This window comes from Janibacter limosus NBRC 16128, from assembly GCF_001570985.1.
In the GTDB taxonomy this organism is placed as follows: domain Bacteria; phylum Actinomycetota; class Actinomycetes; order Actinomycetales; family Dermatophilaceae; genus Janibacter; species Janibacter limosus.
This window is the reverse complement of the sequence record NZ_BCSS01000020.1, coordinates 33,640-58,794: the sequence shown is the minus strand read 5'-3', so window position 1 is coordinate 58,794 and position 25,155 is coordinate 33,640. Positions and strand designations below refer to the sequence as shown.

At 70.8% G+C, this 25,155-nt stretch carries 23 protein-coding genes; 7 read left to right on the top strand and 16 right to left on the bottom strand.

Annotated elements, in window-relative coordinates; all coding sequences use genetic code 11:
* From JLI01S_RS09285 to JLI01S_RS09270, 4 genes are all read right to left on the bottom strand, one after another.
* On the bottom strand, positions 1–1,357 hold a 1,357-nt coding region (locus JLI01S_RS09285), incomplete at its 3' end, for a penicillin acylase family protein (RefSeq protein ID WP_174521313.1).
* A complete protein-coding gene (locus JLI01S_RS09280) occupies positions 1,354–3,792 on the bottom strand; it encodes a GNAT family N-acetyltransferase (protein ID WP_084349330.1) in 2,439 nt (812 codons plus the stop codon). The genes JLI01S_RS09285 and JLI01S_RS09280, both read right to left, overlap by 4 nt.
* Positions 3,789–5,180, bottom strand: a complete 1,392-nt coding sequence (locus tag JLI01S_RS09275; RefSeq protein WP_084349329.1) for a lysine N(6)-hydroxylase/L-ornithine N(5)-oxygenase family protein — start codon at positions 5,178–5,180, stop codon at positions 3,789–3,791. The genes JLI01S_RS09280 and JLI01S_RS09275 overlap by 4 nt, the downstream gene beginning before the upstream one ends.
* On the bottom strand, positions 5,177–6,682 hold the full coding sequence (locus JLI01S_RS09270; protein WP_218005491.1) for a pyridoxal phosphate-dependent decarboxylase family protein: 1,506 nt from the start codon (positions 6,680–6,682) through the stop codon (positions 5,177–5,179). The genes JLI01S_RS09275 and JLI01S_RS09270 overlap by 4 nt, the downstream gene beginning before the upstream one ends.
* A gap of 164 nt (positions 6,683–6,846) precedes the next feature.
* Here JLI01S_RS09270 and JLI01S_RS09265 point away from each other — a divergent pair, with 164 nt between their 5' ends.
* Complete coding sequence (locus JLI01S_RS09265; RefSeq protein WP_068263633.1) at positions 6,847–8,082, top strand: MFS transporter; 1,236 nt, start codon at positions 6,847–6,849, stop codon at positions 8,080–8,082.
* A gap of 22 nt (positions 8,083–8,104) precedes the next feature.
* On the opposite strand, the gene JLI01S_RS09260 is transcribed toward JLI01S_RS09265, so the two are convergent.
* The 7 genes from JLI01S_RS09260 to JLI01S_RS09235 form a co-directional block, all read right to left on the bottom strand.
* Positions 8,105–9,289 (bottom strand): zinc-dependent alcohol dehydrogenase, encoded by a 1,185-nt coding sequence (locus tag JLI01S_RS09260; protein WP_068263630.1) that lies wholly within the window; start codon positions 9,287–9,289, stop codon positions 8,105–8,107.
* 56 nt (positions 9,290–9,345) lie between these two features.
* On the bottom strand, positions 9,346–10,149 hold the full coding sequence (locus tag JLI01S_RS09255) for a hypothetical protein (RefSeq protein ID WP_068263626.1): 804 nt from the start codon (positions 10,147–10,149) through the stop codon (positions 9,346–9,348).
* A gap of 1 nt (position 10,150) precedes the next feature.
* A complete protein-coding gene (locus JLI01S_RS09250; protein WP_068263623.1) occupies positions 10,151–11,380 on the bottom strand; it encodes an NRAMP family divalent metal transporter in 1,230 nt (409 codons plus the stop codon).
* The gene (locus tag JLI01S_RS09245; protein WP_068263620.1) at positions 11,377–11,808 is read right to left on the bottom strand and encodes a hypothetical protein; all 432 of its coding nucleotides are present in this window, start codon (positions 11,806–11,808) and stop codon (positions 11,377–11,379) included. Before JLI01S_RS09245 ends, JLI01S_RS09250 begins: the two co-directional genes overlap by 4 nt.
* Positions 11,809–11,954: 146 nt before the next feature.
* Positions 11,955–12,971: a DNA topoisomerase IB gene (locus tag JLI01S_RS09240; RefSeq protein WP_084349328.1), complete on the bottom strand. Its 1,017-nt coding sequence runs from the start codon at positions 12,969–12,971 to the stop codon at positions 11,955–11,957.
* 6 nt (positions 12,972–12,977) lie between these two features.
* Positions 12,978–13,109, bottom strand: a complete 132-nt coding sequence (locus tag JLI01S_RS17375; RefSeq protein ID WP_218005490.1) for a putative transporter small subunit — start codon at positions 13,107–13,109, stop codon at positions 12,978–12,980.
* 15 nt (positions 13,110–13,124) lie between these two features.
* Entirely contained in the window at positions 13,125–14,798 is a 1,674-nt protein-coding gene (locus JLI01S_RS09235) for a sodium:solute symporter family protein (RefSeq protein ID WP_068263612.1), read from the bottom strand.
* Positions 14,799–14,996: 198 nt separating this feature from the next.
* On the opposite strand from JLI01S_RS09235, the gene JLI01S_RS09230 reads away from it, so the two are divergent.
* Entirely contained in the window at positions 14,997–16,316 is a 1,320-nt protein-coding gene (locus JLI01S_RS09230) for an alpha-hydroxy-acid oxidizing protein (RefSeq protein ID WP_068263606.1), read from the top strand.
* 227 nt (positions 16,317–16,543) lie between these two features.
* Positions 16,544–17,281, top strand: a complete 738-nt coding sequence (locus JLI01S_RS09225) for a hypothetical protein (protein ID WP_157074891.1) — start codon at positions 16,544–16,546, stop codon at positions 17,279–17,281.
* A gap of 3 nt (positions 17,282–17,284) precedes the next feature.
* Here JLI01S_RS09225 and JLI01S_RS09220 read toward each other — a convergent pair whose 3' ends face one another.
* Complete coding sequence (locus JLI01S_RS09220; RefSeq protein WP_068263601.1) at positions 17,285–17,893, bottom strand: class I SAM-dependent methyltransferase; 609 nt, start codon at positions 17,891–17,893, stop codon at positions 17,285–17,287.
* Positions 17,894–17,971: 78 nt separating this feature from the next.
* Between JLI01S_RS09220 and JLI01S_RS09215 the strand changes: the two genes are divergently transcribed.
* Positions 17,972–18,586 carry a maleylpyruvate isomerase family mycothiol-dependent enzyme gene (locus JLI01S_RS09215; protein WP_068263597.1) on the top strand — a complete coding sequence of 205 codons (615 nt, stop codon included), beginning with the start codon at positions 17,972–17,974 and terminating at the stop codon, positions 18,584–18,586.
* Here the strand turns inward: JLI01S_RS09215 and JLI01S_RS09210 are convergent.
* Positions 18,516–19,100, bottom strand: coding sequence for a 2'-5' RNA ligase family protein (locus tag JLI01S_RS09210; RefSeq protein WP_157074890.1), 585 nt, complete (start codon positions 19,098–19,100; stop codon positions 18,516–18,518). The two genes, JLI01S_RS09215 and JLI01S_RS09210, sit on opposite strands and share 71 nt — an antisense overlap.
* Positions 19,101–19,200: 100 nt before the next feature.
* Between JLI01S_RS09210 and JLI01S_RS09205 the strand changes: the two genes are divergently transcribed.
* Entirely contained in the window at positions 19,201–19,578 is a 378-nt protein-coding gene (locus JLI01S_RS09205) for a DUF2809 domain-containing protein (protein WP_068263594.1), read from the top strand.
* Here JLI01S_RS09205 and JLI01S_RS09200 read toward each other — a convergent pair.
* From JLI01S_RS09200 to JLI01S_RS09190, 3 genes are all read right to left on the bottom strand, one after another.
* Entirely contained in the window at positions 19,553–21,055 is a 1,503-nt protein-coding gene (locus JLI01S_RS09200) for a SulP family inorganic anion transporter (RefSeq protein ID WP_068263640.1), read from the bottom strand. The two genes, JLI01S_RS09205 and JLI01S_RS09200, sit on opposite strands and share 26 nt — an antisense overlap.
* Before the next feature lie 162 nt (positions 21,056–21,217).
* Entirely contained in the window at positions 21,218–21,454 is a 237-nt protein-coding gene (locus JLI01S_RS09195) for a hypothetical protein (protein WP_068263592.1), read from the bottom strand.
* 61 nt (positions 21,455–21,515) lie between these two features.
* A complete protein-coding gene (locus JLI01S_RS09190) occupies positions 21,516–22,391 on the bottom strand; it encodes a sigma-70 family RNA polymerase sigma factor (RefSeq protein ID WP_068263591.1) in 876 nt (291 codons plus the stop codon).
* Positions 22,392–22,519: 128 nt separating this feature from the next.
* Here JLI01S_RS09190 and JLI01S_RS09185 point away from each other — a divergent pair, with 128 nt between their 5' ends.
* Both JLI01S_RS09185 and JLI01S_RS09180 read left to right on the top strand, forming a co-directional pair.
* Entirely contained in the window at positions 22,520–23,449 is a 930-nt protein-coding gene (locus JLI01S_RS09185) for an oxidoreductase (protein ID WP_068263590.1), read from the top strand.
* 153 nt (positions 23,450–23,602) lie between these two features.
* On the top strand, positions 23,603–25,117 hold the full coding sequence (locus tag JLI01S_RS09180) for an HNH endonuclease signature motif containing protein (protein WP_068263588.1): 1,515 nt from the start codon (positions 23,603–23,605) through the stop codon (positions 25,115–25,117).
* Positions 25,118–25,155: the final 38 nt, after the last annotated feature.

Sequence of the window (25,155 nt, the reverse complement as noted above, 5' to 3'; positions counted from 1 at the left end):
CGTGCAGCGGCGCCAGCCGCGGGTGCTCCGCGACGAGCCGCACGAGCTCGCTGCGCCACGTGGCGAAGAGTCCGGCGTCGGTACTGCCGGCGTCCATGTGCCCATCCCAGGCGAGCAGCCGGGCGCGGGCCTCCTCGGCGGCGCCGGTGGCCGCGACACCGCCGAGGAGGAGTCTGAAGGTCGGCCACGAGCCGAGCGCCGTGTCCATCTGGATCGTGGCGAGCCCGTCGGTGTTCCAGGCGTCGCGCTCGGCGAGCAGCCCCTTGATCCGCAGTGCCCGGTGGGGGGCGGCGAACTCCCGGCCCAGGTCGGTGACCGACGCGCGCCGGTCGTTGGCGTGGACGACGACCTCGCCGTCGACGAGGTCCCGGCGAGCGGCCGGAGCGGTGACGGTCCCTCCCTTCGTCACGAGGCGTCCGGCGACCCGCTCGCGGACGCGGCCATCGGCACCGGCGATGACGAGGGAGTTGACCGGCTCGACCCAGCCGTCGAGGGCGTCATCGACGTCGTCGACGGTGCGGGCGAGCAGCAGGCGACGCATCGCGGCGAGCCCGATGTCACCGTCGACCGTGGACGGTGAGATCGGGTGGGGCACAGCGGGGTCAGCGTCGGGTGCGATCTGCTGGTAGTCGGCCATCGCGTGCGTGACCGCCCAGGCGACCGAGCCCGCGTGCCCGAAGTGCGGGACCCCGGGGACCCCGGCGAAGGCCAGACCCGACACGTCGATCTGCGGGGTGGACAGGTGCACCTGCTGGTAGATCCCGGGGGCCTCGAGGACCCGGTGCGGGTCGGCGGCGATCATCGGGGCGCCGGTGCTGGTGCGCGATCCGGTCAGCGCCCAGGCGTTGCTGCCCCCGAGGGGGACACCTTCGTGGCTCAGCAGGTCGAGCGCGTCGTCGCCGAGCTGCTGGCGCAGGTGACGTCGCCACAGCTCGTGGCCGAAGTTGCCCATGAGCACGTGCTGCACGAGGAAGACGCCCGCGGGAGACCACGGCTGCCACTCCTGCGGGTCCACGCCGACGGAGGCGAACTCCGGTGCGCGGGAAGCACCTTCGGGAAGCCCGGCGTTGACTCCGTCGACGAAGGCGAGCAGCCACGCCTCGGTCTCTTCGTCGAGGGTGGACACCGCTGCCCTCGCCGTCGCCGGCAGGGCCGCGTGCGACGCGAAGTCGTCCCAGTCCGAGGGGCCGAGCAGCTCGGCCGCGCTGGCCTCCGAGCGCCGTCGCTCGACCTCGATCTGCCAGGCCCGGTCGACTGCTGCCGACCACCCCTGGGCGAAGGCGAGGTCCTCGAGCGTCTCGCCCCAGCAGTGCGGGATCCCGTGGGCATCCCGCTCCACCCTCCAGCGCCTGCTCACGCGTCCACGCCCCCGCTCCCTGAGGAGCTCGCGAAGCGCGTCTCACCCACGCTCCCTGAGGAGCTCGCGGAGCGCGCCTCACCCACGTTCCCTGAGGAGCTCGCGGAGCGAGCGTCTCGAAGGGACACCTCGTGGAGTGGGTTGGCGAGGTCCCCGACGCGGATGAGGGAGCCTTCGGGGTCGGTGAGATCGACCATCTGCAGGGTGTTGCGCAGCTGCAGCCGGTTGAGGCACGAGTGCTCGAAGCTCTCCCGCAGCAGGTCCAGCCGTGCCGCGCGTGGATGGGCGTCCGCGTGCTCCCTGATGCAGTTGGCGACGAGCGTCCAGAACTCGTCGCCGGTCATCACCTCGTCGTCGGCGAGGATCTCGGCGACGAAGCGCAGCACCCCGTCGAGCACGTCGGTGAGCACCGACAGCGACTGCACCCGTGGGTCGAGGACGTGCCGGATCCGCTCGACGTCCGCCGGCAGCGGTCGGTCGGACATGACGACGACCTCCTCGCCGATGTCCTTCATGAAGACACCGGTGGGCACGTGGTCCTCGAGCACGAGGATGAGGTTTTCGCCGTGCGGCATGAAGGCCAGGTCGTGCACGCCGAGGCAGTGGACGACGGGCCGCAGGTAGGAGTGCAGCATCCGCCGCACCCACTCGGTGGCCCCGATCGGACTCGCAGCGATGAGCTCGGTGATGAGCGCACCGCCGTCGGCGTCGCGATGCAGCAACCCCGTGAGTGACTGGAGCCGTTGTCCCGCAGCGAGCTTCGGCACCGGCGACTCGCGCCAGAGGGCCGCGACCATCTTGGTGTGCGGGTTGGGCGCGCCGAGCTGGTGGTACGCGTCGCCGGTGTACCCGATGGCCGCGATCTCCCGCAGCACCCGGAACCCGCAGTCCGCGAGCTCCGGGTCGTCCGCGACGACCTGCGCCACCCAGTCGTTGATCGCCGGGGTGGCCGACATGTACGTCGGTGACAGACCCCGCAGGAAGCCCATGTTCTGGATCGCCAGCGCCGTCTTGACGTAGTGCCGCTCGGGCCGGTCGTGGTTGAAGAAGGTGCGGATCGACTGCTGCGCCCGGTACCGGTCGCTCGTCGTGCCCAGGTGGACGATGTCCTGCCGGGCAAGGTCCGCGGCGAAGGTCACCGCGAGCTTGTGGTCCCACTGCCAGGGATGGATCGGCATGAGCAGGTAGTCCGCCGGGTCCACCCCCTCCGCCTCCAGACGAAGGGAGAGCCGCTCGCGCTCCGCAGGGTCCAGCTCGCCGCCGTAGAGGTCCTCCTCGCTCAGGTCATCGGCCAGGGAGAGGTGGGCGACGCTGCGCCGCACCGCGACCCACACCAGGCGCACATCTGCGCCGGCCTCGGGGGAGTAGGCCGCGTGGTCGGTGGCGGAGAAGCCGATCCGCCCGTTGTTGGCGACGAAGGCGGGGTGGCCCTCGGTCATCGCGGCCTCGATCGTCTGGAAGTCGGCGTGCACGAGCTCCCGGCTGGTGTGCCGCTCGTGGTGCCACTTGAAGGCGAGTCCGGCGAGGGTCCCGCTGAGCTCCTCGAGGTAGGTCGAGCGCAGGTGGTCGGGGAGGCCGAGGTCCTCGTGCAGGTCGGAGACGACGGTGAGGGCATCGACCTCGGTCGGCTCGCCGTCGATCGTCCGCTCGAGGCTGACCGGGTTGACCCGCCAGTGCTCGAGGGCGTGCCGGGTCGCGGCGAAGGTGTAGCGCGCGGTGCCGGCGGTGATGCTCCAGCGTCCGTCGGCGGTCGGCTCGGGGTCGAGCAGCCGCTCGTGGGTGAACTCGCCGATCGCCTTGGCGGCGACGTGCCGGTGGGCGCGGCGCATGACTCCCGGCTCGAGGTGGGCGACATCGGGCGAAGGGATCCTCTCGCCTCCGCGCTCCAGCTCACTCCCGGCGAAGGCCTCGACGGTGCAGAAGCTGAGCAGTGCCTCCTTGTCCGACAAGGTGATCCGTCGATCGACGACGAAGCCGGCCGCTGCGTTCTTGGCGTGGATCGCGTGGTTGCGCACATCCGGCTCGACGACGACCCGGGTGACTTCGGGGTCGCGGAAGCAGAAGTGCATGACGGCGCGGAAGACCTGCGAGGTGAGGCCGTGCACGGGTGTGTCCGTCGGTGCGACGAGCACGTGCATGCCGAGCTGGCCCGGCTCGACCCGGTAGTGGGCGGCCAGCACGCTGTGCCCCGGGTCGTAGGTCTCCGTCAGGAAGGTCGGCTCGCCGTCGATCCGCCCGAGCCAGGCCGCGTGGTGCGGGTCGGCGTCGATCTCGTCGAAGGCAGCGCGTGACTGCCCCGGGGTGTACCCGTGCATCCCCCAGAACGTGGACCGGGGGTGGGTGACCCAGGCGTGCAGGAGATCGATGTGCTCCTGCGGCACCACCGGCTCGATGGTGATCCGACCGATGGGGGAGAGGAAGTGCCAGGTGCTCATCGGCCCACCGTCTCTCGTTCGTCGAGGTGCGAGGCCGTCCGCGGGCGAGCCTCGAGGCGTGGCGACACCTCTTCGTCGCGGCTGACCACGGGCGACTCGATCTCGTGGACCCCGAAGTGCTGGAAGGCGATCCGCTCCTCGACCGGGTACACCTCGCGCCCGGTCATCGCGTTGATGATCACCGAGTTGCGGTAGGCGCCCATACCCAGATCGGGGGCGAGGACGGAGTGGGTGTGCTCCTCGGCGTTCTGCACGAAGATCCGCCCGTCGACATCGACGCTGTAGTCCGCTGCGGTGTCGTAGCGTCCGCGCGCGTCCCGCCGGATCGTTCCCGCCACGGGAGCGAGGAAGTGCGGTGTCCGCGGGCGGTAGCCGGTCGCGAGGACCAGCCCCTCGGTGGTCACTCGCACCGAGGCGTCCTGCTCCTCGTGGTGCACGCGCAGGGTGTACCTCCCTGCGTCCTCGTCCCACCCCGCCTCGCGCACCTCGCTGTTGGTCAGCAGGGTCGTGGGCACGGGCCGGCCGGTCTCGACGCGCAGCCGGTAGAGGGTGTCGTAGATCGTGTCGACGAGGTCGGCGCTGATGCCCTTGTAGAGGTTGCGCTGCTCGCGCAGCAGGACGTCACGCCGCTCCATCGGCAGCTCGCGGAAGTACCGGGCGTACTCGGGGGAGGTCATCTCGAGCGTCAGCTTGGTGTACTCCATGGGGAAAAAGCGCGGGGAGCGGGTGACCCACGTCAGGTGGTACCCGTGCTCGACGCAGCCCTCGAGCAGGTCGAGGTAGATCTCAGCGGCTGATTGGCCGCTGCCGACGACGGTGATGCTCTCGCTCTCCTGCAGCCCGGCTCGCGCGCCGAGGTACCCCCCGGAGTGCGTCACCGGGCCGTCCAGCCCTTCGACGACGGGTGGCACGGCCGGCTCGGTCCCGATGCCCAGGACGACGTGCCGAGCGCGAAGGGAGGTGAGCGTCCCGTCGCTGCGGCGGGCCGTCACCGTGTGGGTCCCGTCGAGGTCGCGCTCCACCGCGGTCACCGTGTGTCCCCACCGGATGGTGTCGAGCTGGTCGGCGACCCAGCGGCAGTACTGGTCGTACTCGGCGCGCAGGGGGTTGAAGTCCTCGCGGATGTAGAAGGGGTAGAGCCGCCCGACCGCCTTGAGGTGGTTGAGGAAGCTGAAGCGGCTCGTCGGGTCGGCCATCGTCACCAGGTCGGCCATGAAGGGCACCTGGATGGTCGCTCCCTCGAGCATCATCCCGGGGTGCCAGGAGAACTCGTCGCGCGCCTCGAGGAAGATGCCGTCGACATCGGGCAGGTCATGGGTCAGGGCCGCCAGACCCAGGTTGAAGGGCCCCAGCCCGATCGCCACGTAGTCGTGCACGTGCTCGCTCATCGCGCCACCCCCGCACCCGTTCCCTGAGGAGCTCGCGCGGCGAGCGTCTCGAAGGGCAGCCGCAGCTCGTCCATCGCGTCCTCCGCGAGCAGCTGGTCGCCCGTCGCGGCGATGGTCTCGAGGATGCCGCGCAGGTGCGCCAGCGGGGTCTGCGGGTTGAGGAGGGTGAACTTCAGCCAGGCGCGGCCGTCGATGACCGTGCCGGCGACCATGACATCGCCCCGGTCGAGCAGGGCGTGACGGATGCGCGGGTTGAGCGAGTCGGCGTCCTGGGCGCTCACTCCCTCCGGCCGATAGCGCATGAGGACGGTGCTGAGCACCGGCTCGGCGGCGACCTCGAAGCGCTCGTCGTCGAGGAGCACCTCCCACACCTGGTGAGCCCGGTCGATGACCTCGTCGAACATCTCGCCGACGGCGTCGGCGCCGGTGACGCGCAGGGTCATCCACAGCTTGAGTGCATCGAAGCGGCGGGTGGTCTGCAGCGACTTGTCCACCTGGTTGGGGGTGACGGCCGTGCGCGGGTTGAGGTAGTCCGCGTGGTGCGTCACGTGCGCCAGCGTCGCGCCGTCACGCACGATGAGCGCGCTGGAGCTGACCGGCTGGAAGAAGGTCTTGTGGAAGTCGACGGTCATCGAGTCCGCGCGCTCGACGCCCTCGAGCAGGTGGCGCCGGCGAAGGGAGAGCAGCAGACCACCCCCGTAGGCAGCGTCGACGTGCAGCCAGGCCCCGTGCTCCTCGGCGAGGTCGGCGATGCCGGAGATCGGGTCGATGACCCCGAGGTCGGTCGTGCCGGCGGTGGCGACGACCGCCATCGCGACCTCGCCGCGCTCCCGGATGCTCTCGAGCTCGTGGCGCAGCGCGTCGAGGGACATCCCGCCTGTCGCGTCCGTCGGCACGGGGATGACCGCGCTGGGGTGCAGGCCCATGATGCGCGCGGACTTGATGACGCTGAAGTGGCTGTGCTCGGTGGCCAGCACGCGGAGCCGGTGCTGCACGTCCGTCCCTGCAGCCCGGACCGCCTCGCCCCGGGCGAGCAGCAGGCCCTGGAGGTTGGACTGGGTGCCACCACTGGTGAAGACGCCGTCGGCGGCGTCCTCGTCGAAGCCGATCCGCCCGGCCGTCCAGCGGACGAGGCGCTGCTCGACGAGGGTCCCGCCGGCGCTCTGGTCCCAGGTGTCGACGGAGGTGTTGACCGCCGCGATGATCCCCTCCGCGAGCACCGCCGGCAGTGCGACGGGACAGTTGAGGTGGGCGACGTAGGAGGGGTGGTGGAACCAGATGGCATCGCGCAGGTAGACGTCCGTGACCTCGGCGAGTGCGGTGTCGAGGTCGGCGGCCGGTCGGTCGAGGTCGACGGCGTCGACGACGGGGGCGAGGTCGGCGACGGTCGCGCCGGTCGACGGGGCGCCGGCGCCCAGGTGCTGGGCCACGAGACGGGTCACGCGCGACATGCCGGCGACGTAGTCGTCGGCGGTGTCATGGGTCAGGAGGTGCGGGTTCACCGGGCGGTCTCCTAGGGAGTGAGGGTTACCTAAGTAAGGCAGGGCTGCCCTAACATAACCACTCGGTGCCCATCTCGCTCGTCGAGCCGCAGGGCACCCGACGTCACCGCCGACGTGCCATGACGCCTGCCCGATCGCCTGTCTCCGACCCTCGAGGACCACCCGTGACACCGACCCTCACGACAGACCCGCAGAGCGCCACGACCGGCGGCGCAGAGCGGTTCCGGCTCATCACGGCGCTGTACTTCACCCAGTACCTCGGCGTGGGATTCCTCACCATTGGGCTCGTGGCCATCCTGCGAGACGGCGGCACCTCGCTCGCCACGCTCGGGCTGGTCCAGACCATCGGGCTCATCTGGCCGTTGAAGTTCCTCTGGGCCCCGCTCGTCGACCGCTTCGGCAGCCGCCGTCACGGGCACTACCGCTCGTGGCTCGTCCCGCTGCAGCTCGGGCTGGTCATCACGCTCCTGGCACTCACCCCCTTCGCCACGCCCTCGGACCACCTCGGTCCGGTGATGGCGATCTGCGCGCTCTTCGTCCTCTTCTCCGCCACCCAGGACATCGCGGCCGACGCGCTCGCCGTGCGACTGCTGAGCGAGGGGGGCCGTGGGCTCGGCAACGGGATCCAGGTCGGCGGCAACTACCTCGGCAGCGTCGTCGGTGGCGGCCTCGCCGTCATCGTCTACGACCGCTGGGGCTGGGTCCCCGCGATCCTCCTGCTCGCGCTGCTCACCGCGACCGCCCTCGGGGTCGTCATCGGCTTCCGCGAGCCGGAGCGTGCGGTGCAGGTGCGGCGTGCGGGCCTGCGTGAGGTGCTGTCCGTCTTCGGCCAGCCGGGCTGCCGCAGCTGGGTGCTCGTCGTCGTCCCGCTCTACTACATCGGTGCCGCGGTCGGGTATGCGATCGTCTCCCCGGCCCTCGTGGACGCCGGGTGGTCGCTGACCAAGATCGGTGTCGTCTCCGGGGCGATCGCCTCCGCCCCGGCGGTGCTCGCCGCGCTCGGGGCCGGCGCCCTCACCGCGCGCTGGGGACGCCAGCGGGTCCTCGTCCTCGGCGGCGTCCTCCTCGCCGTGGCCACCCTCGGCCTCGTGCCGCTCGCCCTCGGGGAGACCTCGACCGTGTGGACGACGGTGGCACTGTGCGCCTTCATGGCGGCCTACGCCGTGGCCAATGTCGTGGTCTACACGATCAACATGGACTTCGCCCGGCCCGACTCGGCAGGCACGGACTTCACGACGCTGACCTCCTTCGCGCTGGCGGTCTCCTTCGTCGCCGCGGCCGTGGCGCTCACGGCCGCGGCGTGGATCGGCTACATCGGCGTCCTCGCCGTCTCGATCGTCCTCGTCCTCGTGGGCACCGGCCTCGGGCAGCGGCACCAGCGCCGTCACGGGGTGGCCTGAGCGCCCTGGACGGGGCAGTCGCTCAGGGCGTGAGCACCACCTTGATGCAGCCGTCCTCCTTGTTGCGGAAGGTCCGGTAGGCCTCGGGCGCGTCCGCGAGCGGCACCCGGTGCGTGGCCAGGCCCTCGACGTCGAAGACGTCCTCGTCGCGGGAGACCATCTCGAGCAGCTCGTCGGTCCACCGGCGCACATTGGCCTGGCCCATGCGCACGGTCACCTGCTTGTCGAACATCGTCAGCATCGGCATCGGGTCGGCCATGCCGCCGTAGACCCCGCTGAGGGAGACCGTGCCTCCTCGCCGCACGACGTCGAAGCACTGGTGCAGCACCTTGAGCCGATCGATGCCGACGGTCTCCATGGCCTTGCGCGCCAACGGTTTCGGCATGCGGGTCGTGGCCCCGATGACCCGCTCGAGCACGGGGTTGCCGTGCGCCTCCATCCCGACGGCGTCGATGACCCGGTCGGCGCCGCGGCCGTCGGTCATCTCCGCGACGGTCGAGGCGAGGTCGTCGACTGTGCGCGCGTCCACCGTCTCCATGCCGTGGGCGGCGGCCATCGCGAGTCGCTCGTCGACCAGGTCGACACCGATGACCCGCTCGGCACCCTGCTGCAGGGCGGATCGCGCGGCCATCTGGCCGACGGGGCCCAGGCCCATGACGACGACGGTGTCCCCTCCGCCGACATCGGCATAGCGCGCGGCCTGCCACGCGGTGGGCAGCACGTCCGAGAGGTAGAGGTAGCGGTCGTCGGGTCCGGTCTGCGGCACCCGCACGGGGCCGTACTGCGCCTGCGGCACCCGCAGGTACTCGGCCTGCCCGCCGGGGACGGAGCCGTAGAGGCTGGAGTAGCCGAAGAGCGCAGCCCCCTTGGCCTGCTCCCTCACCTGGGTCGTCTCGCACTGCGACTGCAGCCCGCGACGGCACATCCAGCAGTGCCCGCAGGCGATGTTGAAGGGGACGACGACCCGGTCGCCGACGGCCAGGTCGCCGGTCTCGCTGCCCACCTCCTCGACGATGCCCATGGCCTCGTGGCCGAGGACGTCTCCGGGCTGCAGGTAGGGCGCGAGGACCCCGTAGAGGTGCAGGTCGGAGCCGCAGATCGCGGTCGACGTGACCCGCACGATCGCATCGGTCGGCTCCTCGATCCGCGGGTCGGGGACGTCGACGACCTCGAGGGTCTCGGGGGACTGCCAGGTCACGGCCTTCATCGTTGCCTCCTCGGCATGGGGTAGGGCTGCGCTACCCGCGATCGGGCCGCCCAACCTCAGCCGCGGTCAGCGATCTCGAGGCGTCGCTCCTCCCAGGAGATCGCCGCGACGTCCGCCAGGTCGTGCCAGTGCGCGGAGCGGTGCATCCGACCGATGATCCAGCTGATCGCGCGCGGACCGTCCTGCTCGTCGGAGGAGTACCCGAGCTTCGATCCCATGAGGCGCGGCCCGACGAGCACGGAGGTCAGCGCGATCCCGTCGCGGATGTCCTCCGCGTGGCTGCGCACATCGGTCACCCGGCCGACGGGCTCGCCGGTGGCGTCGACGACGTCCATGTGGAGCAGCTCGGTGAGGCGGTGCCGCGGTCCGGTGCTGCCGCGCTCGGGCGCCTCGGCGGCCTCGCCCGTCCCGTCTCCCGGTGTGGTCCGCGCCGGGTGGCTCTCCTCGGGCAGGTGCTTGCCCCCCTTCGGCCCCGGGATGCGGCCGATGAGGTGACGGCGCAGCCAGTTCTCCAGGCCGAAGGACGACAGCAGGACGTCCCTGGTCCGCGCGTCCACCTGCACGTCGGATCCCATGTCGACGATGTGCCCCAGCGGTACGAGGACCATGCCGGGGTCGTCGGCGTCGTTGAGCCGGCGCCAGATCGCCCAACCCCACCGGCCGACGAGGCCGGGGTATCGCGGCGCGAGCGCCGCCGGGCCGACCATGAGCGCATCGATGAGGAGGTCCTCACCCTCCTGACGAAGGGAGAGGTCGTCCACCTTGCCCAGGTGGTGCCCGTCGGCGTCGACGATCTGGTGGTCGAGCAGGCGGATGACGGCGCTGTCGTCGAAGCTCACCGGACCCATGTCGTCACCCATGTCACTGCCCCACCCTCGTCACGATCATCAGCGGTATGGCGGCGAGGGAGGCCACGAGCACCGGGACGAGGACGATGCTGCCCAGGACATTGGCCATGCGTCCGTTGACGCGGTCTCCCATGTAGGTCCGGTCGTTGGCGACGATGAGGATCGGGATGTACGTCAGGGGCAGGGCGATGGCGCTGAAGACCACCGAGTACTCCGTGACCATGATCGGGTCGACCGTCGTGAGCAGCACCCCGGGCCCGATGATGCACATGAGGAGCAGGATCGTGTGGAAACGCGCGGCCTGCAGCGGCTCGACGAACTTGCCCCACTGCCAGCCGAAGTACTGGCTGATGCTGTAGCCCACCGACAACCCGGTCTCGCACGCCGCGCCGAAGGTCGCGGCGAAGAGGCCGAGCAACGCGATGGCGATACCGATCTTGCCCAGGGCCATGCCGACCGGGAGCACGGTCTGGCTCAGGCTCCCCACCTCGACCGACAGGGGGAGGAAGACGATGGCGGCGGTCGCCGTGATGGCGAGGGACAGCAGCGCCCCGAGGGGGAAGCCGAGGAAGACATTGCCGCGCATCGTCTTGATGTCCTTGGTGCGCCAGCCCTCCTCGATGCCGCCGGAGGAGAAGAAGAAGACCTCGTAGGGCGTCATCGTCGCTCCGAAGATCGCCACGGCGTAGTACCAGTAGGTCGGGATGCCCTCGGGTTGCGGCATGGCGGCGCGGGAGGCCTCATGCCACATCTGCGACCAGTCCGGCGACAGCTGCCACACGGCGACGGCAAAGACGATGAGCGCCAGCCCACCGAGGCCGAAGGTGTTTTCCAGCGCCGCGAACTTCACCCGCCAGAAGACGAGCCACAGCGCGGCGGCCACCACGGGGATCCACAGGTAGCGGTTGACGCTCGTGGCGAGTTGCAGGGCGAGGGCGACGCCGCCGATCTCGGCGATGAAGGTCAGCAGCGTCACGGCCAGCGAGCCGATGAGGTTGAGCAGGCCGAGGCGGGGCCCCAGACGCTCGCGGATGAGGTCGAAGGTGGGTCGGCCGCTCACGGCGGCAACCCGTCCGCTCATCTCCGCGAAGACGCAGATGCTGAAGGTGCCGAGGATCAGCACCCACGTGAGCGACATGCCGAAGCGGGAGCCGACGACGCCGGCCGTGACGATGTCGCCGATGTCGACGAAGCCGCCGATGGCGGTCATCACGCCGAGGACGAGACCGAAGACCTTTTTCATCCCAGCCCCTGCTCGAGCTGCTCGAAGTCCGTGATCACGGCGTCCAGGTCGGTCAGGGCCTGCTGCAGTCCCTCCGTGTCGTCCCGGCGCGCGGCGATCCGGGCGTCTGCGATGGCAGTGTCGGCGTCGCCGAGGGTGTCGAGCACGTCGGTGCGCAGCGAGTCGTCACGGCCGTGGGGAGGCTGGACCTTGCCGAAGCTGTCCTCGATCGGCCCGATGGCGTCCTCGCAGTTGCTCAGGCTGGTGTCGGCGACCGCGTCGGTGACCCGGTCGGCGAGGACCTGCTCGACGACGAGCGCGGCCGTGCTCGTCTCGGACAGGCCCGACCCGACGGCGCCGCGGGCGTTCTGCCGGAAGGCACCAGAGTCCAGCGCGGGAGTGACACAGCCGGAGAGCGCCACCGACAGCGCGAGGGCCGTCAACGTCATGCCCGCTGCGCGGCGTCTCATCGCGGCCCCCGCAGGACGAACCACGCCAGGGTGCCGAGGAGCACCAGCAGGATCAGCCAGCCGAGGCCCAGGGGCCACCCTTCGATCATGTCGGGGCACCTACCCCGTCGCCCTCGGGACATGCATCAGGCGGTCAGCAGCGCGACCAGCTCGCGTTCGACACGTCGCCGGACCGCGTCGCTGTGCTCGAGCGGCGCCCCCCGAGCGGGTCGGATCCCGCGCCCCTCGCGGTGGGCGTCGAGCAACCGAGGGTCGACATAGCTGTCGCGGGCCACGGTGACCGTGTCCCCGAGCGAGTCGGCCGCCGCCTCCACCGCGAGACGCACGGCCTCCTCCACCTCCACCCCTGTGCGGGAGGAGGCCGCCAGGGACTCGGCCGCGGTGACCGTCGCGGCCCACGTGCGCAGGTCCTTGACCGTGTGGGCCTGCCCGACGATCGCGGCGAACCGGTCGGAGACCGCCGCGGCGCGGAGGTCCTGCCGGGTAAACGCGTCGCGGTACCGGAGCAGGTGCTCTCCGTGTCGGCCCGCCCGACGCAGCGCCCGCAGGGCGCGCACGACGTCGTCGTCGGTGACGAGCACGCAGGCGCGTTGTCCCCCCTTCGCCGGGAACTCGAGCCGTACCCCCGAGCCGGTGTCGTGGAGGTGCTCGGTGAGCAGCGTGGTCACGCCGTGCGACCCGTGCTCCTCCTCGTAGGCGGCGGACCCGACCCGCAGCCTGCCGGTGTCGAGCAGCCACAGGGCGGTGGCCGTGACGCGCTCCCGGGTGAGTCCGCGGGCACCCAGGTCGGCGCGCAGTCGTCGGCGCATCCGGGGCAGGAGCGGGGCCATCTCGAGCACGCGGTCGAACTTCTCGCGATCGCGCGCCGCCCGCCACCGCGGGTGGTAGAGGTACTGCGTGCGACCGGCCTCGTCGACGCCCGTCGCCAGCAGATGGGCGTCGGGGTCGGTGCAGATCCACACGTCCCGCCAGGCGGGTGGCACGGCGAGGGCGTCGATGCGCTCTCGGGTGGCGGCGTCGACGAGTCGGCCGGAGGGCAGGTGGTGGCTGAAGCCACGCCCGCGCCGACGCCGCGTGATCCCGGGCTCGTCCGGGCTGCTGTGCCGCATGGCCCGGACATACCCGCGGGAGGCCTCGTGCATCCGCGGTCAGATGATCCGGCGGCCCTCGTCCTTGGCCGCGCGCCACTCCTTGTAGAAGCCGACGCAGATGACGGCGAGGATCACGGCCACGATGACGGGCCAGATGAGGATGTAGACGGTCAGTGCGGTGATGGACATGTGCGGTCCTTCCGGTCAGGAGTGGGTGGGCTCGAGGTCGCCGTCGCGGTCGCTGTCCGGCGCCACGGTGAAGTCCGAGGTGCGCCCGGCGATGACGGCGAAGTCGAAGGGCTCCTGCCGTGACCGCAGCGACATGACCACGCAGACGATCGTCGAGACGGCGTAGGCGAGCAGCGAGCCCGAGAGGGCCGGGTACTGCGAGATCACCCCGATGGCGAAGGGGGCGACCCCCACCGCGAAGAGCGTTCCGGCGACCATGCCCACCTTGGGGCCGAAGAAGCCGAAGGCCATCAAGCCGATGACGATGCCCGCCCCGATGATGCCGACGACGTCGATGACGAGGTCCAGCGCGCCGTGCTGCGGCAGCCAGGAGAAGCGCACCGGCAGGAAGATCGCGAAGGCGACGAGCACGGAGGTGGTGAAGGCCGCGTTGGTGATCCGCGTCCAGTAGAAGGAGGCGATGACCGGGAAGACGAGGCAGCCCCACATCGCTCCGACGAAGACGAGCAGGTCGAGGATGTTGAGCTCCAGCGCCGCGAAGAGGACCGCGGCGACGGTCGCGACCACCATCGTCAGGCGCCCGATGAGGAGCATCGTCCTGGGGTTGATCCGGCCCTCGCGGCGGGCGCGCTCACCGTAGATGTCGGTCATGACGATCGAGGACAGGGCGGCGAGGTCGGAGTCGGCCGTCGAGGACAGGGAGCCGATGATCATGACGAAGAAGACGATGATCAAGGGAGTCGCGAGATGCGTCGCGGCGAGCTGTGGCAGCAGGTTGTTGGGGTCCCCGCCGGCCGGGGTGATCCCGGAGTAGAGCGCGAGCACGCCCATCATGCCGATGCCGATGATGGTCGCGCCGTAGCCGACCGTCGCGGTGATGAAGGTCGGCTTGATGAGGTCCTCGCGTACGGCGAAGAGCCGCTGCGCGATCGTCTGGTTGCCGATGGCGTAGGCGAGGACGGCCGCGATGTAGGGGGCGCCCTGCCGCAGGAAGGCCTCCGAGGAGAAGAAGTTCGCCTGGTGGGGCGTGAGGTTGACGGCTCCTTCGCGCAGGAGGTCGGTGCCACCGAGGACGAAGAAGAAGGTCGGTACGAGGATGACGACGGCGAGCAGCATCGCGACGACCTGGGCGAAGTCGGTGAGGACGGAGGCGCGGAAGCCGGACCAGATCGTGTAGAGCAGGACGCCTGCCGCGATCATCAGGACGCCCTGGATGAAGGTCAGCGGCGAGAGCATCGAGATGAGCGCACCACCGGCGATGAAGTTGGACATCAACGAGATGACGCTGCCGAGGACGTTGGAGATCGCGAGCATCAGCTGGCTCGAGCGACCGTGCCGGGCCCGCATGACCTCGGCGAGGGTGTGCGCGTTGGGGGCGACCTTGCGGATGCGCCGACCGAAGGGGTAGATGAAGAGGATCATCAGGGCGCCCCACAGCCCGTAGTGGATCGGTCCCGAGATGCCGTACGTGTAGCCGGAGGTGACCGAGGCGTACATCGACGACGCCCAGATCCAGGTCGCCGTCATCGATGCCGCTGAGATGCCGAAGCCGATGTTGTGGCCGGCCGTCATGTACTCGTCCGCGTTTTCCTTGCCGCGGCTGATCTTCAGCGACATGACCATGGTGAGGCCGTAGAAGATGACGAGCAGCAGGACGATGGTCGCGATACCCAGGGGTGGCGTCGGCATGCCTTCCTTCCGGTGTGGTGTTGTGGGTGTGGCTCAGCGCAAGGTAACCCGGGGTCGCGCAGAAGGCTAATGACGCCAAACGCACGAAAATGCCCGCAAAGCCCATGATCATGCGTGAGGGAGCGGGATCGCGAGCCGCTTCCGGTGTACTCAAGATCACCTCGGCGGAGGTGTGCAGTCGTGCCCTAGCCTGCGGTCATGACCGTTCCTCAGCCCGCCCGCGGACGCGCCCGGCAGGACTCCATCTACCGGCCCGGCGCCCTCGGCATCGCACCCCTGGTCCCCACCGAGGTGACTGCCCTCGAGCGTCGTGCGCGGGCGGCCATGAGTCGCAAGGCGTGGGCGTACATCGCCGGTGGCGCGGGCTCTGGAGCGACGATGAGAGCCAATCGGGAGGCCTTCGACCGCTGGCGCGTCGTGCCCCGGATGCTCCATGCCACGAGCGGACGCGACCTGCGGACGACGGTGCTCGGCACCGACCTCGCCGCCCCGCTCCTGCTCGCACCGGTGGGTGCCGCTGGTCTCGTCGTCGACGATGCCGACCTGCGCATCGCGGAGGGTGCGCACGCCAGCGGGATCCCTTACGTCTTCTCCTGCCAGGGCAGCTGCCCGATGGAGGAGACGGCGCAGGCGATGGCGGGGACCCCCTTCTGGTACCAGCTGTACTGGTCCACCGACGAGGAGCTCGTCGACTCGATGATCGGCCGCGCGGAGGCAGCCGGGGCGCGGGCCCTGGTCGTCACACTCGACACGACGATGCTCGGCTGGCGCACCGAGGACCTCGATCTGGGGTCCCTGCCCTTCGCCCGCGGGGAGGGGATCGCGCAGTACACCTCGGACCCGCGCTTCATGGAGATCGTCCGCGAGCGGCTCGCGGCCGGTGCCCGCAGCGCCCAGCCGCTGGGGATCGATCCCCGCAAGCCCCTGCAAGCGGCCAGGGCGGCCAAGGGAGGACTCGCCACCCTGCTGTCGATGTCTCGTCAGCACCCCGGCGGTGTGCGCGACAACCTGCGCTCGCCGCAGCCGCGGGCGGCGGTCGAGACCTTCCTCGACATCTACTCCAACCCGGGTCTGTCGTGGGAGCACATCGCGACGCTCCGGGAGCGGACCAGCCTGCCCGTCGTGCTCAAGGGGATCCTCCACGAGGACGATGCACGGAAGGCCTTCGACATGGGCGTCGACGCCGTCGTGGTGTCTAACCACGGTGGGCGACAGGTGGATCGATCGATCGCAGCACTCGATGCACTCGTGCGGGTGCGCGCGGCGGTCGGCCCGGAGCCCACCGTCCTGATGGACAGCGGGGTGCGGACCGGAGCCGACCTCTTCGTGGCCCTCGCCCTCGGCGCCGACGCCTGCCTGCTGGGCAGACCCCACGTCTACGGGCTCGCGCTCGACGGCGCGGACGGGGTCAGCGCGGTCATCGACAACGTGCTCGGCGAGCTCGACCTGACCATGGGCCTCGTGGGTGCGGCGTCGATCGCCGACATCACCCGCGACCTGCTGGTACCCGCTTATTGACCGTCCGCCCGGACCCGGTGGGGACCGGGGAGGTCGGGAGTCGCGTGAGTTGGGTTGCCGTCGAGGGCCGTTCAGGATTGGGTGGTCGCATGAGCTACCCGCCACCTCCCATGCCGCCGAACCAGCCACCGCCCCCGTCGGGTGGGCCATACCCGCCGAGCCAGCCCCCCTTCGGCGGTAGCGGGGGACAACCGCCCTACGGTGGGCAGCCGCCCTATGGGGGCGGCATGCCTCCGCTGCCGCCCGGTGGAGCGGCCCCCGGTGGCCCGGGCTGGGGTGGCGTGCCGACGTACAGTCCCGTCGACGCGATGGCCTACGGGTGGAAGAAGTTCACCCAGCACCTCGGCCCCTTCATCGTCATGGGCCTGCTCATCTTCTTCCTGGCCTTCGGCATCCAGTTCCTCTTCAACATGCTCGGTGCCGGTTCGACCTTCGCGATGGACGCGCCGATCGACCCGGCGACCGGGCTGCCCGAGGACAACGCCGTCTCCTACCTGCTCCAGGCGGTGGGAGGCATCCTCTCCGGGATCGTCAGCTGGGTCCTCGGTCTGGCCCTGCTGCGAGGTGCCCTCGACGTCGTCGACACAGGACGCACGGACCTCTCGGCGATGTTCACGCGCATCCCCTGGGGTCAGGCCCTGCTCGCCGGTCTCCTCGTCGGGATCGCCGTCATCGTCGGACTCGTCGCCCTCCTCGTCGGCGCGCTCGTCGTGGGCTTCTTCCTCTACTACGCCAATGCGGCGGTCCTCGACGGCAAGAGTGCGACGGAGGCGATCTCGGCGAGCTTCACCTTCGTCAAGGAGCACCTCGGCGACACCCTGCTCTACGCGATGCTGGCCATCGTGGTCATCGTCATCACGTCGTGCTGCACGTGCGGGCTCGCGACCATCGTGACGACACCCGTCTTCGCGCTCGGCACGGCCTACACGTGGCGGGTCCTCCAGGGGCGGCCGGTCGCGCCCTGATCGTCAGCGGCCCAGGATGCTGACCATGAAGTCGGCGTCCTGCGTCCAGGGCTCCAGAGCCCACCCACCGAGGCGGACCTGCTCGCGCAGGCCCGCCTCGGTCGCGTCCGCGACGAAGTCGGCGGTGTCGTAGCCGCGGTCCGCGCCGAACCCGATGACCGCACGCCCGCCCTCGGCGAGGTGGTCGGCGAAGCCGGTGAGGACGTCGCGGCGCGTGCTCGGCGCGAGGAAGGTCATGACATTGCCGGCGCACACGATGAGGTCGAAGGGGGTCCGCTCCCCGTCGTCGTCGCGCAGGTCGAGGACGGCCAGGTCGCTGACGACCCAGCGCGGACCGGGGTGGTCCTCCTCGGCGGCGGCGATGAGTGCCGGGTCGACATCGGCGCCGGTGACGTCGTGGCCGAGCTCGTGCAGGCGACCACCCACACGGCCGGGACCGCAGCCCGCGTCCAGGACGCGAGCGCCCCGCGGGAGCATCGCGTCGATGCAGCGGGCCTCGCCGTGGAGGTCGTCCCCTCGGGCGGCCATCTCGCGGAAGCGGTCGATGTACCACTGGGAATGGTGGGGGTCCTCCGCGACGATCCGCATCCACTCGCTCTGCTCAGGTGCCATGCTCGCCACCCTAGGCCCGTCGCCCCGCGACCGTCTCGAAGGGGCGCGGCTGTCGGGCCGGGGTGGCAGGCTGAGCACATGACAGACGTCTGGGAACTGGTCCACGCCGAGCGGGCCGCGCTGGCCGACGACCTCGAGCGGCTCACCGACGAGCAGTGGCGCCAGCCCTCGCTCTGCGAGGGGTGGAGCGTCCACGATGTCGCGGCGCACCTGGTCGACAACGCGAGGGCCACCCCCTTCGGCGTGGTGTGGGCGATGGCCCGGGCCCGCGGCAACTTCGACCGGCAGAACCAGCAGGGCCTGGAGCGCAACCGGGGCGCCACGCCACGCGAGACGCTCAGCCGGCTGCGTGAGGTCGCGCCGCGGCGCAGCGGTCCGCCCGCGCCCGTGGACAGCCGCCTCGTCGAGGAGGTGCTCCACGGCGAGGACATCCGCCGGCCCTTGGGGATCTGGCACGACTACTCCGCCGAGGGCGTCGAGCGGGCGCTGCGCTACCAGGCGCGGGTCTCCGAGGGCCTGGGCGGCGGCCGTCAGCGCGCCGAGCGCGTCACCCTGCACGCCAACGATGTCGAGCTGTCGATCGGCGACGGGCCCGAGGTCCGCGGTCCGGCACTGGCCCTCCTCATGGCGATCTCGGGTCGCTCCGTGGCGCCGGCCGACCTCGACGGCCCGGGGCTGGACCTGCTGGGCTGAGCGGCCACTGCTGCATGACGTGGCAGCGACCGCTCTCCCACCAGCTCAGCTGCAGCTCGGTGAGCATGCACGTCACCGGCACCAGGGCGCCGAGCAGGCGCCGGGTCGACGCGATGGACACCTCGTCGGAGGCCGCGTCGAGGGTGAGGTGCGGGTCCGCGTGGGGACCGAATCTCCCGGCATACGGCGGGTACTGCGGGAAGGCCGTCACGAGCGCCTCCGTCAGGGCACGCAGGGGACGGTCCGGCACCGGCCGCAGGTGGATGATCCCGTCGGGAAACTCGCCGATCTCGTCCAGCCGGACCGTGATCGGCGCGGTGGTGGCCGCGATGCCGGCGATCGTCGCCAGCTGCTCGGCCGTCGGTGAGGGAGCGAAGGGGGCCAGCGCCGTGATGTGCGCATGGCCGAAGTCCGGGTCGGCCGAGACGAAGCCCTCGTCGTAGTGGCGCGTGCGTTCCCTGACCCAGTCCTCGAGGGCGGGGACGGGCAGCTGCAGAACGGTGTGGCCGGGCACGGGCCGAGCCTGCCACGGTTGGTTCGCGCGGTTGGTTGGCGCGGCGAGACGGGTCACGGTCGCGAGGGTCCACAGGTCGGGCTCAGGTCGATGGAGTGGGATGGCGCCCGTGCCCCGCGTCCTCTCCGCCTCGTGTCTCGCCGCGGTCGTCCTCGCGGGCTTGTCGGTGCAGCTCGTCCGACACCTGGCCTGGGCCGATGCCGCGGGCAGTGTGCTCTATGCGATGGCCGCGTGCTTCGCGATCGCGCTGCTGTCGCGGGGCCGGCCTGCGACGGCGGCGGGAGCGGCCTTCGTCGCGTGCGTGCTCGTCGAGCTGGCCCAGCTCACGGGCATCCCGGCGCGACTGCCCGCACTGAGCCTGCTGCTGGGGTCAGGCTTCGACCCGCGGGACATCGGGTGGTACGCCGTGGGGAGCGTCCTGGGCGCCGGGGTGATGGTGCTGCTTGCTCGGGTCAGTGCATCCCGAGGTCGCCACTGAGCCGGTCGTGACGCTCGGCGCTCGCTGCGTTGAGCCCGGTGACCTCGACCGTCTTGCCCTTGCGCTCGTACTTCGTGGTGATCGCATCGAGGGCGGCCACCGTGGAGGCGTCCCAGATGTGGCTGTCGGTGAGGTCGATGCGCACCCGCTGCGGGTCGCCGACGTAGTCGAACTGCGTGTAGAGGTCGTTGCTCGAGGCGAAGAAGAGCGCTCCGGTGACGCGGTAGACGGCGGTGACGCCCCCTTCGTCCTCCACGAGCTCCCGGTGGGTCTGCGTGAGGTGCGCGACCCTGCGGGCGAAGAGCACCATCGCGACGAGGACGCCGACGATGACGCCGATCGCGAGGTTGTGGGTCGTCACGGTGACCGCGACCGTCGCCAGCATGACGGTGGTCTCCGACTTGGGCATGCGGCGCAGGGTGGCGGGGCGGATCGAGTGCCAGTCGAAGGTGCCGACCGAGACCATGATCATCACCGCGACGAGTGCGGCCATCGGGATGAGGCCGACGATGTCGCCGAAACCGACGACGAGGATCAGCAGGAAGACGCCCGCGAGGAAGGTCGAGATCCGCGTGCGGGCCCCTGAGGCCTTGACGTTGATCATCGTCTGCCCGATCATCGCGCAGCCGCCCATCCCCCCGAAGAAGCCGGTGATGACATTGGCCGCGCCCTGGCCGCAGGCTTCGCGCGTCTTGTCGGAGTGCGTGTCCGTGATGTCGTCGACGAGCTTGGCCGTGAGCAGCGACTCGAGCAGACCGACGAGGGCCATGGCCAGGGCGTAGGGGCCGATGATCTGCAGGGTCTGCCAGGTGAGCGGCACGTCGGGGAGGAAGAGCGCCGGCAGGCTGTCGGGCAGCTGCCCCTGGTCAGCGACGTCCGGGACGCCGACGCCACCGATCAGGACGAAGGCGGTGAGTGCGACGATCGCGATGAGCGGCGCGGGGATGACCGCCGTGAGCCGGGGGAAGACGACGATGATCGCGATCCCGACCGCGATCATCGGGTAGACCAGCCACGGCACGTCGACGAGGTGGGGGATCTGCGCGATGAAGATGAGGATGGCCAGCGCGTTGACGAAGCCGACCATCACCTGGCGGGGGATGAAGCGCATCAGCCGCGCGGCCCCGACGACCCCGAGCGCGATCTGGAGGACGCCGGCGAGCAGGACGGTCGCGATGAGGTAGTCGTAACCGTGCTCGTGCATGAGCGGGGCGATGACGAGCGCGACGGCACCCGTGGCGGCTGAGATCATCGCCGGTCGGCCGCCGAGGAAGGCGATCGACACCGCCATCGTGAAGGACGCGAAGAGCCCCACCCGCGGGTCCACCCCGGCGATGATCGAGAAGGAGATCGCCTCGGGGATCAGGGCCAGCGCGACGACGAGACCACCGAGGACCTCGGTCCGCAGCAGTCGCGGGGAGCGCAGTGCCGCCCGGACGGAAGGCTCCGGGGTCGTGGTGTCGGTGACAGGGGGCATGGCGGTGCTCACGGGGATCCGTCCGGGGTGGATGACAGCAGGGCCCCGGGGTGGCGTGTCCCGGGGCCCCACCAGAGTACGGCGATGACGAGGTGAGGTGCTTCGCCGTGCCGGTGCCGCGTTGTCGACGAAGCGCGGCCGGGCCGGCCCTCCCTTCGTCGATCAGTGCTGCGGGAGATCCGCGAAGGCCTGCTTCATGTCCTTGTACCAGCCGAGCGACTTGCGGGGGTGGCGCCAGCGGCTCTTCATGTCGTCGCGGGCGGGCTGGTGGGCTGCGTCGCCCTCCTTTTCCATCGCCTTGAGGTGCTGGTCCTGGGCGTTGATGACGTCGTCGGCGCTCTCGCCCCGATGGGCGAGGTCGCAGGGGCCGCCGAGCTGTCGGCAGGTCATGGTCTTCATGTCGTCTCTCCTGTGTGGGTGTTCTGTGGTGTTGGCGATCGGGGGAGGGTGGATGTGACGATCAGCCGCGGTGGGTGTCGGTGCGACGGGTGACCCGGGCGAGCACCTCGGGGTCGGCGCGGAAGGTGATGCCGCAGACCAGGCCGTCCTCGAGGGTGAAGTCGAAGAGCACCGTGGCCTCGCCCTTGAGGAACCACGCGGCGGCGGGACGCTCGTCGACAAGGACCGCGAGTGCCGCATGGGCGCTCCCGTTGAAGAACTCGGCGATCTCGCGGCGGCCGTCGATCCGCTCGGGGGTGCCGGTGGCGATGGCTGCGGTGTCCGCGGTGATCGCCGCGTCGGGGGCGAGCAGGGACAGGAGCGAGTCGAAGTCTCCGTCCCGGGCGGCGGCCATGAAGGCGTCGACGACTTCCCAGTCACTTCTCCCCGCTCCCTGAGGTGCGAGGCCGTCCGCGGCTGAGCCTCGAAGGGACCGAGCCCGGACCTTCCCCCGCGCCCTCGAGGCAAGCTTGCGGGCCGCGGCCGGGGTGGTGTCGAGGATCGCCGCGATCGTGGCGAAGTCGAATCCGAAGCTGTCGTGCAGGACGAAGGCCACGCGCTCGCCGGGGGTGAGCCGCTCGATGACGGCCTGTAGGGCGACGCCGACGGTGTCCGCGAGGACGATGTCGTCGGCGATGTCCGGGGTGGCCTCGCCGGGCTCGACCTCGCTGTGCGGCACCGGGGTCCGGGACTTGAGCCGGTCGAGGCACAGGCGGGTGGTGACGGTGGTCAGCCACGCGGGCAGCGACTCGATGTCGGTGTCCGTGCCGTGGAGGCGCAGCCAGGCCTGCTGCACGATGTCCTCCGCCTCGGTGTGGTCGCCGAGGATTCGGGCGGCGAGCCCGACGAGTCGAGGTCGCTCCCGCTCGAAGTCCTCGGTCTGCGCTGTGGTGTCCATGGCCCTACCTCTCGGTGACGATGCTGTCACTGATCTGACGAGTGGGGGGTCGTGAGTGTGACGCTCAGCGTTCCCTGAGGAGGTTGCGCAGCAACCGTCTCGAAGGGCGGCGGTGGCAGGGTGGGCCCATGACACGCAGCCGCAGCCCCTGGTCGCTGGACCACATGCCCGACCAGAGCGGACGCACCGTGGTGATCACCGGGGCCAACTCGGGGCTGGGCGCGGTGACGGCTCGTGAGCTGTCCGCACGCGGCGCCACCGTGGTCCTCGCCTGTCGTGACACGTCGAAGGGGGAGCAGGTCGCCTCATCGCTCCCTGGCGCCGAGGTCGTGCGCCTGGACCTCGGCTCGCTGGAGTCGGTACGCGAGGCGGCTGAGGAGATCCGAGGACGGCACGAGCGGATCGACCTGCTGGTCAACAACGCCGGGCTGATGATGACGCCTCGGGGCGTGACGCAGGACGGCTTCGAGCTGCAGGTGGGCACCAACCACCTGGGGCACTTCGCGCTGACCGGGCTCCTGCTCGACCGGCTGCTGGTGACGCCCGACTCCCGGGTGGTCACGGTGACGAGCCTGGCGCACCGTTGGGGTGGCGGGGCGATGGACTTCGACAACCTCCAGGCGGAGCGGGGCTACGACTCGAGGGGTGCCTACGGTCGGTCCAAGCTGGCCAACCTGCTCTTCACCCACGAGCTGCAGCGCCGACTGGATGAGGTCGGCGCGCCGACGATCGCGGTTGCGGCGCACCCCGGCCTCTCGCGCACGTCACTGGCCCGCTACCTGCCGCTGCCCGCTCGGCCAGTCATCTCAGCCGTCACCTGGGTGACCGGTCAGAGCGCGGCGAAGGGGGCCCTGCCCACCCTGCGTGCCGCCACCGACCCGACGGCAGTCGGTGGTGAGTTCTACGGTCCGAGCGGGCCCGGGGAGACGCGGGGCCGGCCGGTGAGCGTGGGCTCGTCCGCGGGGTCGCGTGACCCGGGGGCGATGCGGCGGTTGTGGGAAGTCTCCGAGGAGCTGACCGGTGTGCACCCGCAGATCGGGCCCCTCGACGTTGGCTAGGGTCCCACGTTCCGCGTGGGCGGAGTCCGCGTAGCGGGCATCTCGAAGCCGAAGCCCCCTGGACGTTGTCCACATCCCCGGGTCGAAGGGGGCGCCTGCCCCCAGTTGGTCTGGTTGGGGAGCGTTGTCGGTGGTCGAACATATGATCGAGGCATGTCAGAGGCGACGGTGCGGTTTCACGATCCGGGGGTTCTTCCCGGGTTGCGTGATGCGCTGCGGTCGTTGATGTCCAGTGACGTCTCCAGCGTGTGGCAGGCCCCTGACAGCGATGTCGGCGAGGCCCTCGCGCTTGTCGGGCAGGTGCGCCAGCTGACGCAGGCTGCGGAGGTCGCGTTGGCGCGGGAGGGCATCTCACGGGGTCTCCCGGGGGAGTCGTCGTGGTCGCCGGTGGACTGGGTCGGGGTGAGTGAGGGGCGACGCGCGCCGCGTCCTACGGTGGGGCATGCGGCGTCGGTGGTGCGGGTGGCCACGGCTGGTCTGCGGGCGTCGGGCAGCTCGTTGAGCGACCCCGCCCCGACGACCGCGACATCTCAGGACGCGTCCATGTCGGACGCTGGCGACGAGGCGGGCGCGGCTGACGAGCACGGGCCCCCTGGGGTGCCCGGGGTGTTGGCGGCTTTCGCGGCTGGGGATCTGCCGTTGGGCAAGACAGACCAGCTGGTGCGGTTCGAGGAGTCGGTGCGGAGGGTGGCTGACCCGCAGCTGCTCGAGGAGGACCTGGGGATCTTGCTGGGCCACGCCCGTGACGAGGCCATCGCGAGCGGCCCGGACGGGCGCACTCGCACGCGGGTGTCGGGTGTGGATGAAAAGAAGTTGGCGGCGGCGATCACGATGACCGGCCGGTTGTTGCGCCCGGACAAGGACCTGCGTGACGAGGACGAGGCCCTGAAGGCATCCCGCTCGCTGACCAAGTCCGCGGGCGCGTGCGGGATGACGCGCTACCGGGTGGACATGGACCCCGAGGGCGCCGCGATCATCGACGCCGCCCTGGCCGCACTGTCGGCCCCGGTCAAGAGCCCCGATGGCACCGTGGATGAGCGGTCCCCGGCCCGGCGTCGCGCAGACGCCCTGCTGACGATCATCGGCCGTGGGGTGTCATCCCCGGGTGAGGCGCCCAAGAGTGACAAGGCCCAGGTTGTCGTGACGATCAGCCTCCAAGCCCTGACCGCGGACCTGGCCCACGGGCGCTGTGGTGCCTGCGGGCAGGACCTGCCAGTCGGGCCCCTCGGACGACCTGTCACTGCACCCGGCCAGGCTCCCTTCGGTCAGCCGGGAGGGTGTGGGGCCCCGGCCACGGGTCACGCGGGTGGGGTGACCGCGACAGGACAGGTCCTCTCCCCGGCGTCGGTGCGCAAGCTGGCCTGCGAGGGAGGGATCGTGCCGGCCCTGCTGGGCACCGACACCGAGCCCATGGAGCTGGGTCGAGCCGCCCGCTACTTCACCACGGGACAGAAGCGTGCCCTGTACCTGCGCGATGGCGGCTGTACCTATCCGGGGTGCACCATGCCCGCGCACTGGTCCGACGCGCACCACGTGGACTACTGGTCCCTGGGTGGGCTCACGGACATCGACAACGCTGCGCTGTTGTGCGAGCGCCACCACACCAAGGTCCACACCCGGGACCTGACCTGCACCATCACTCCCCGCGGCGTGACCTGGCATGTCTAGCTGCCACGCCCCGCAGCCGGCCCCGACGGGCCGGCCCA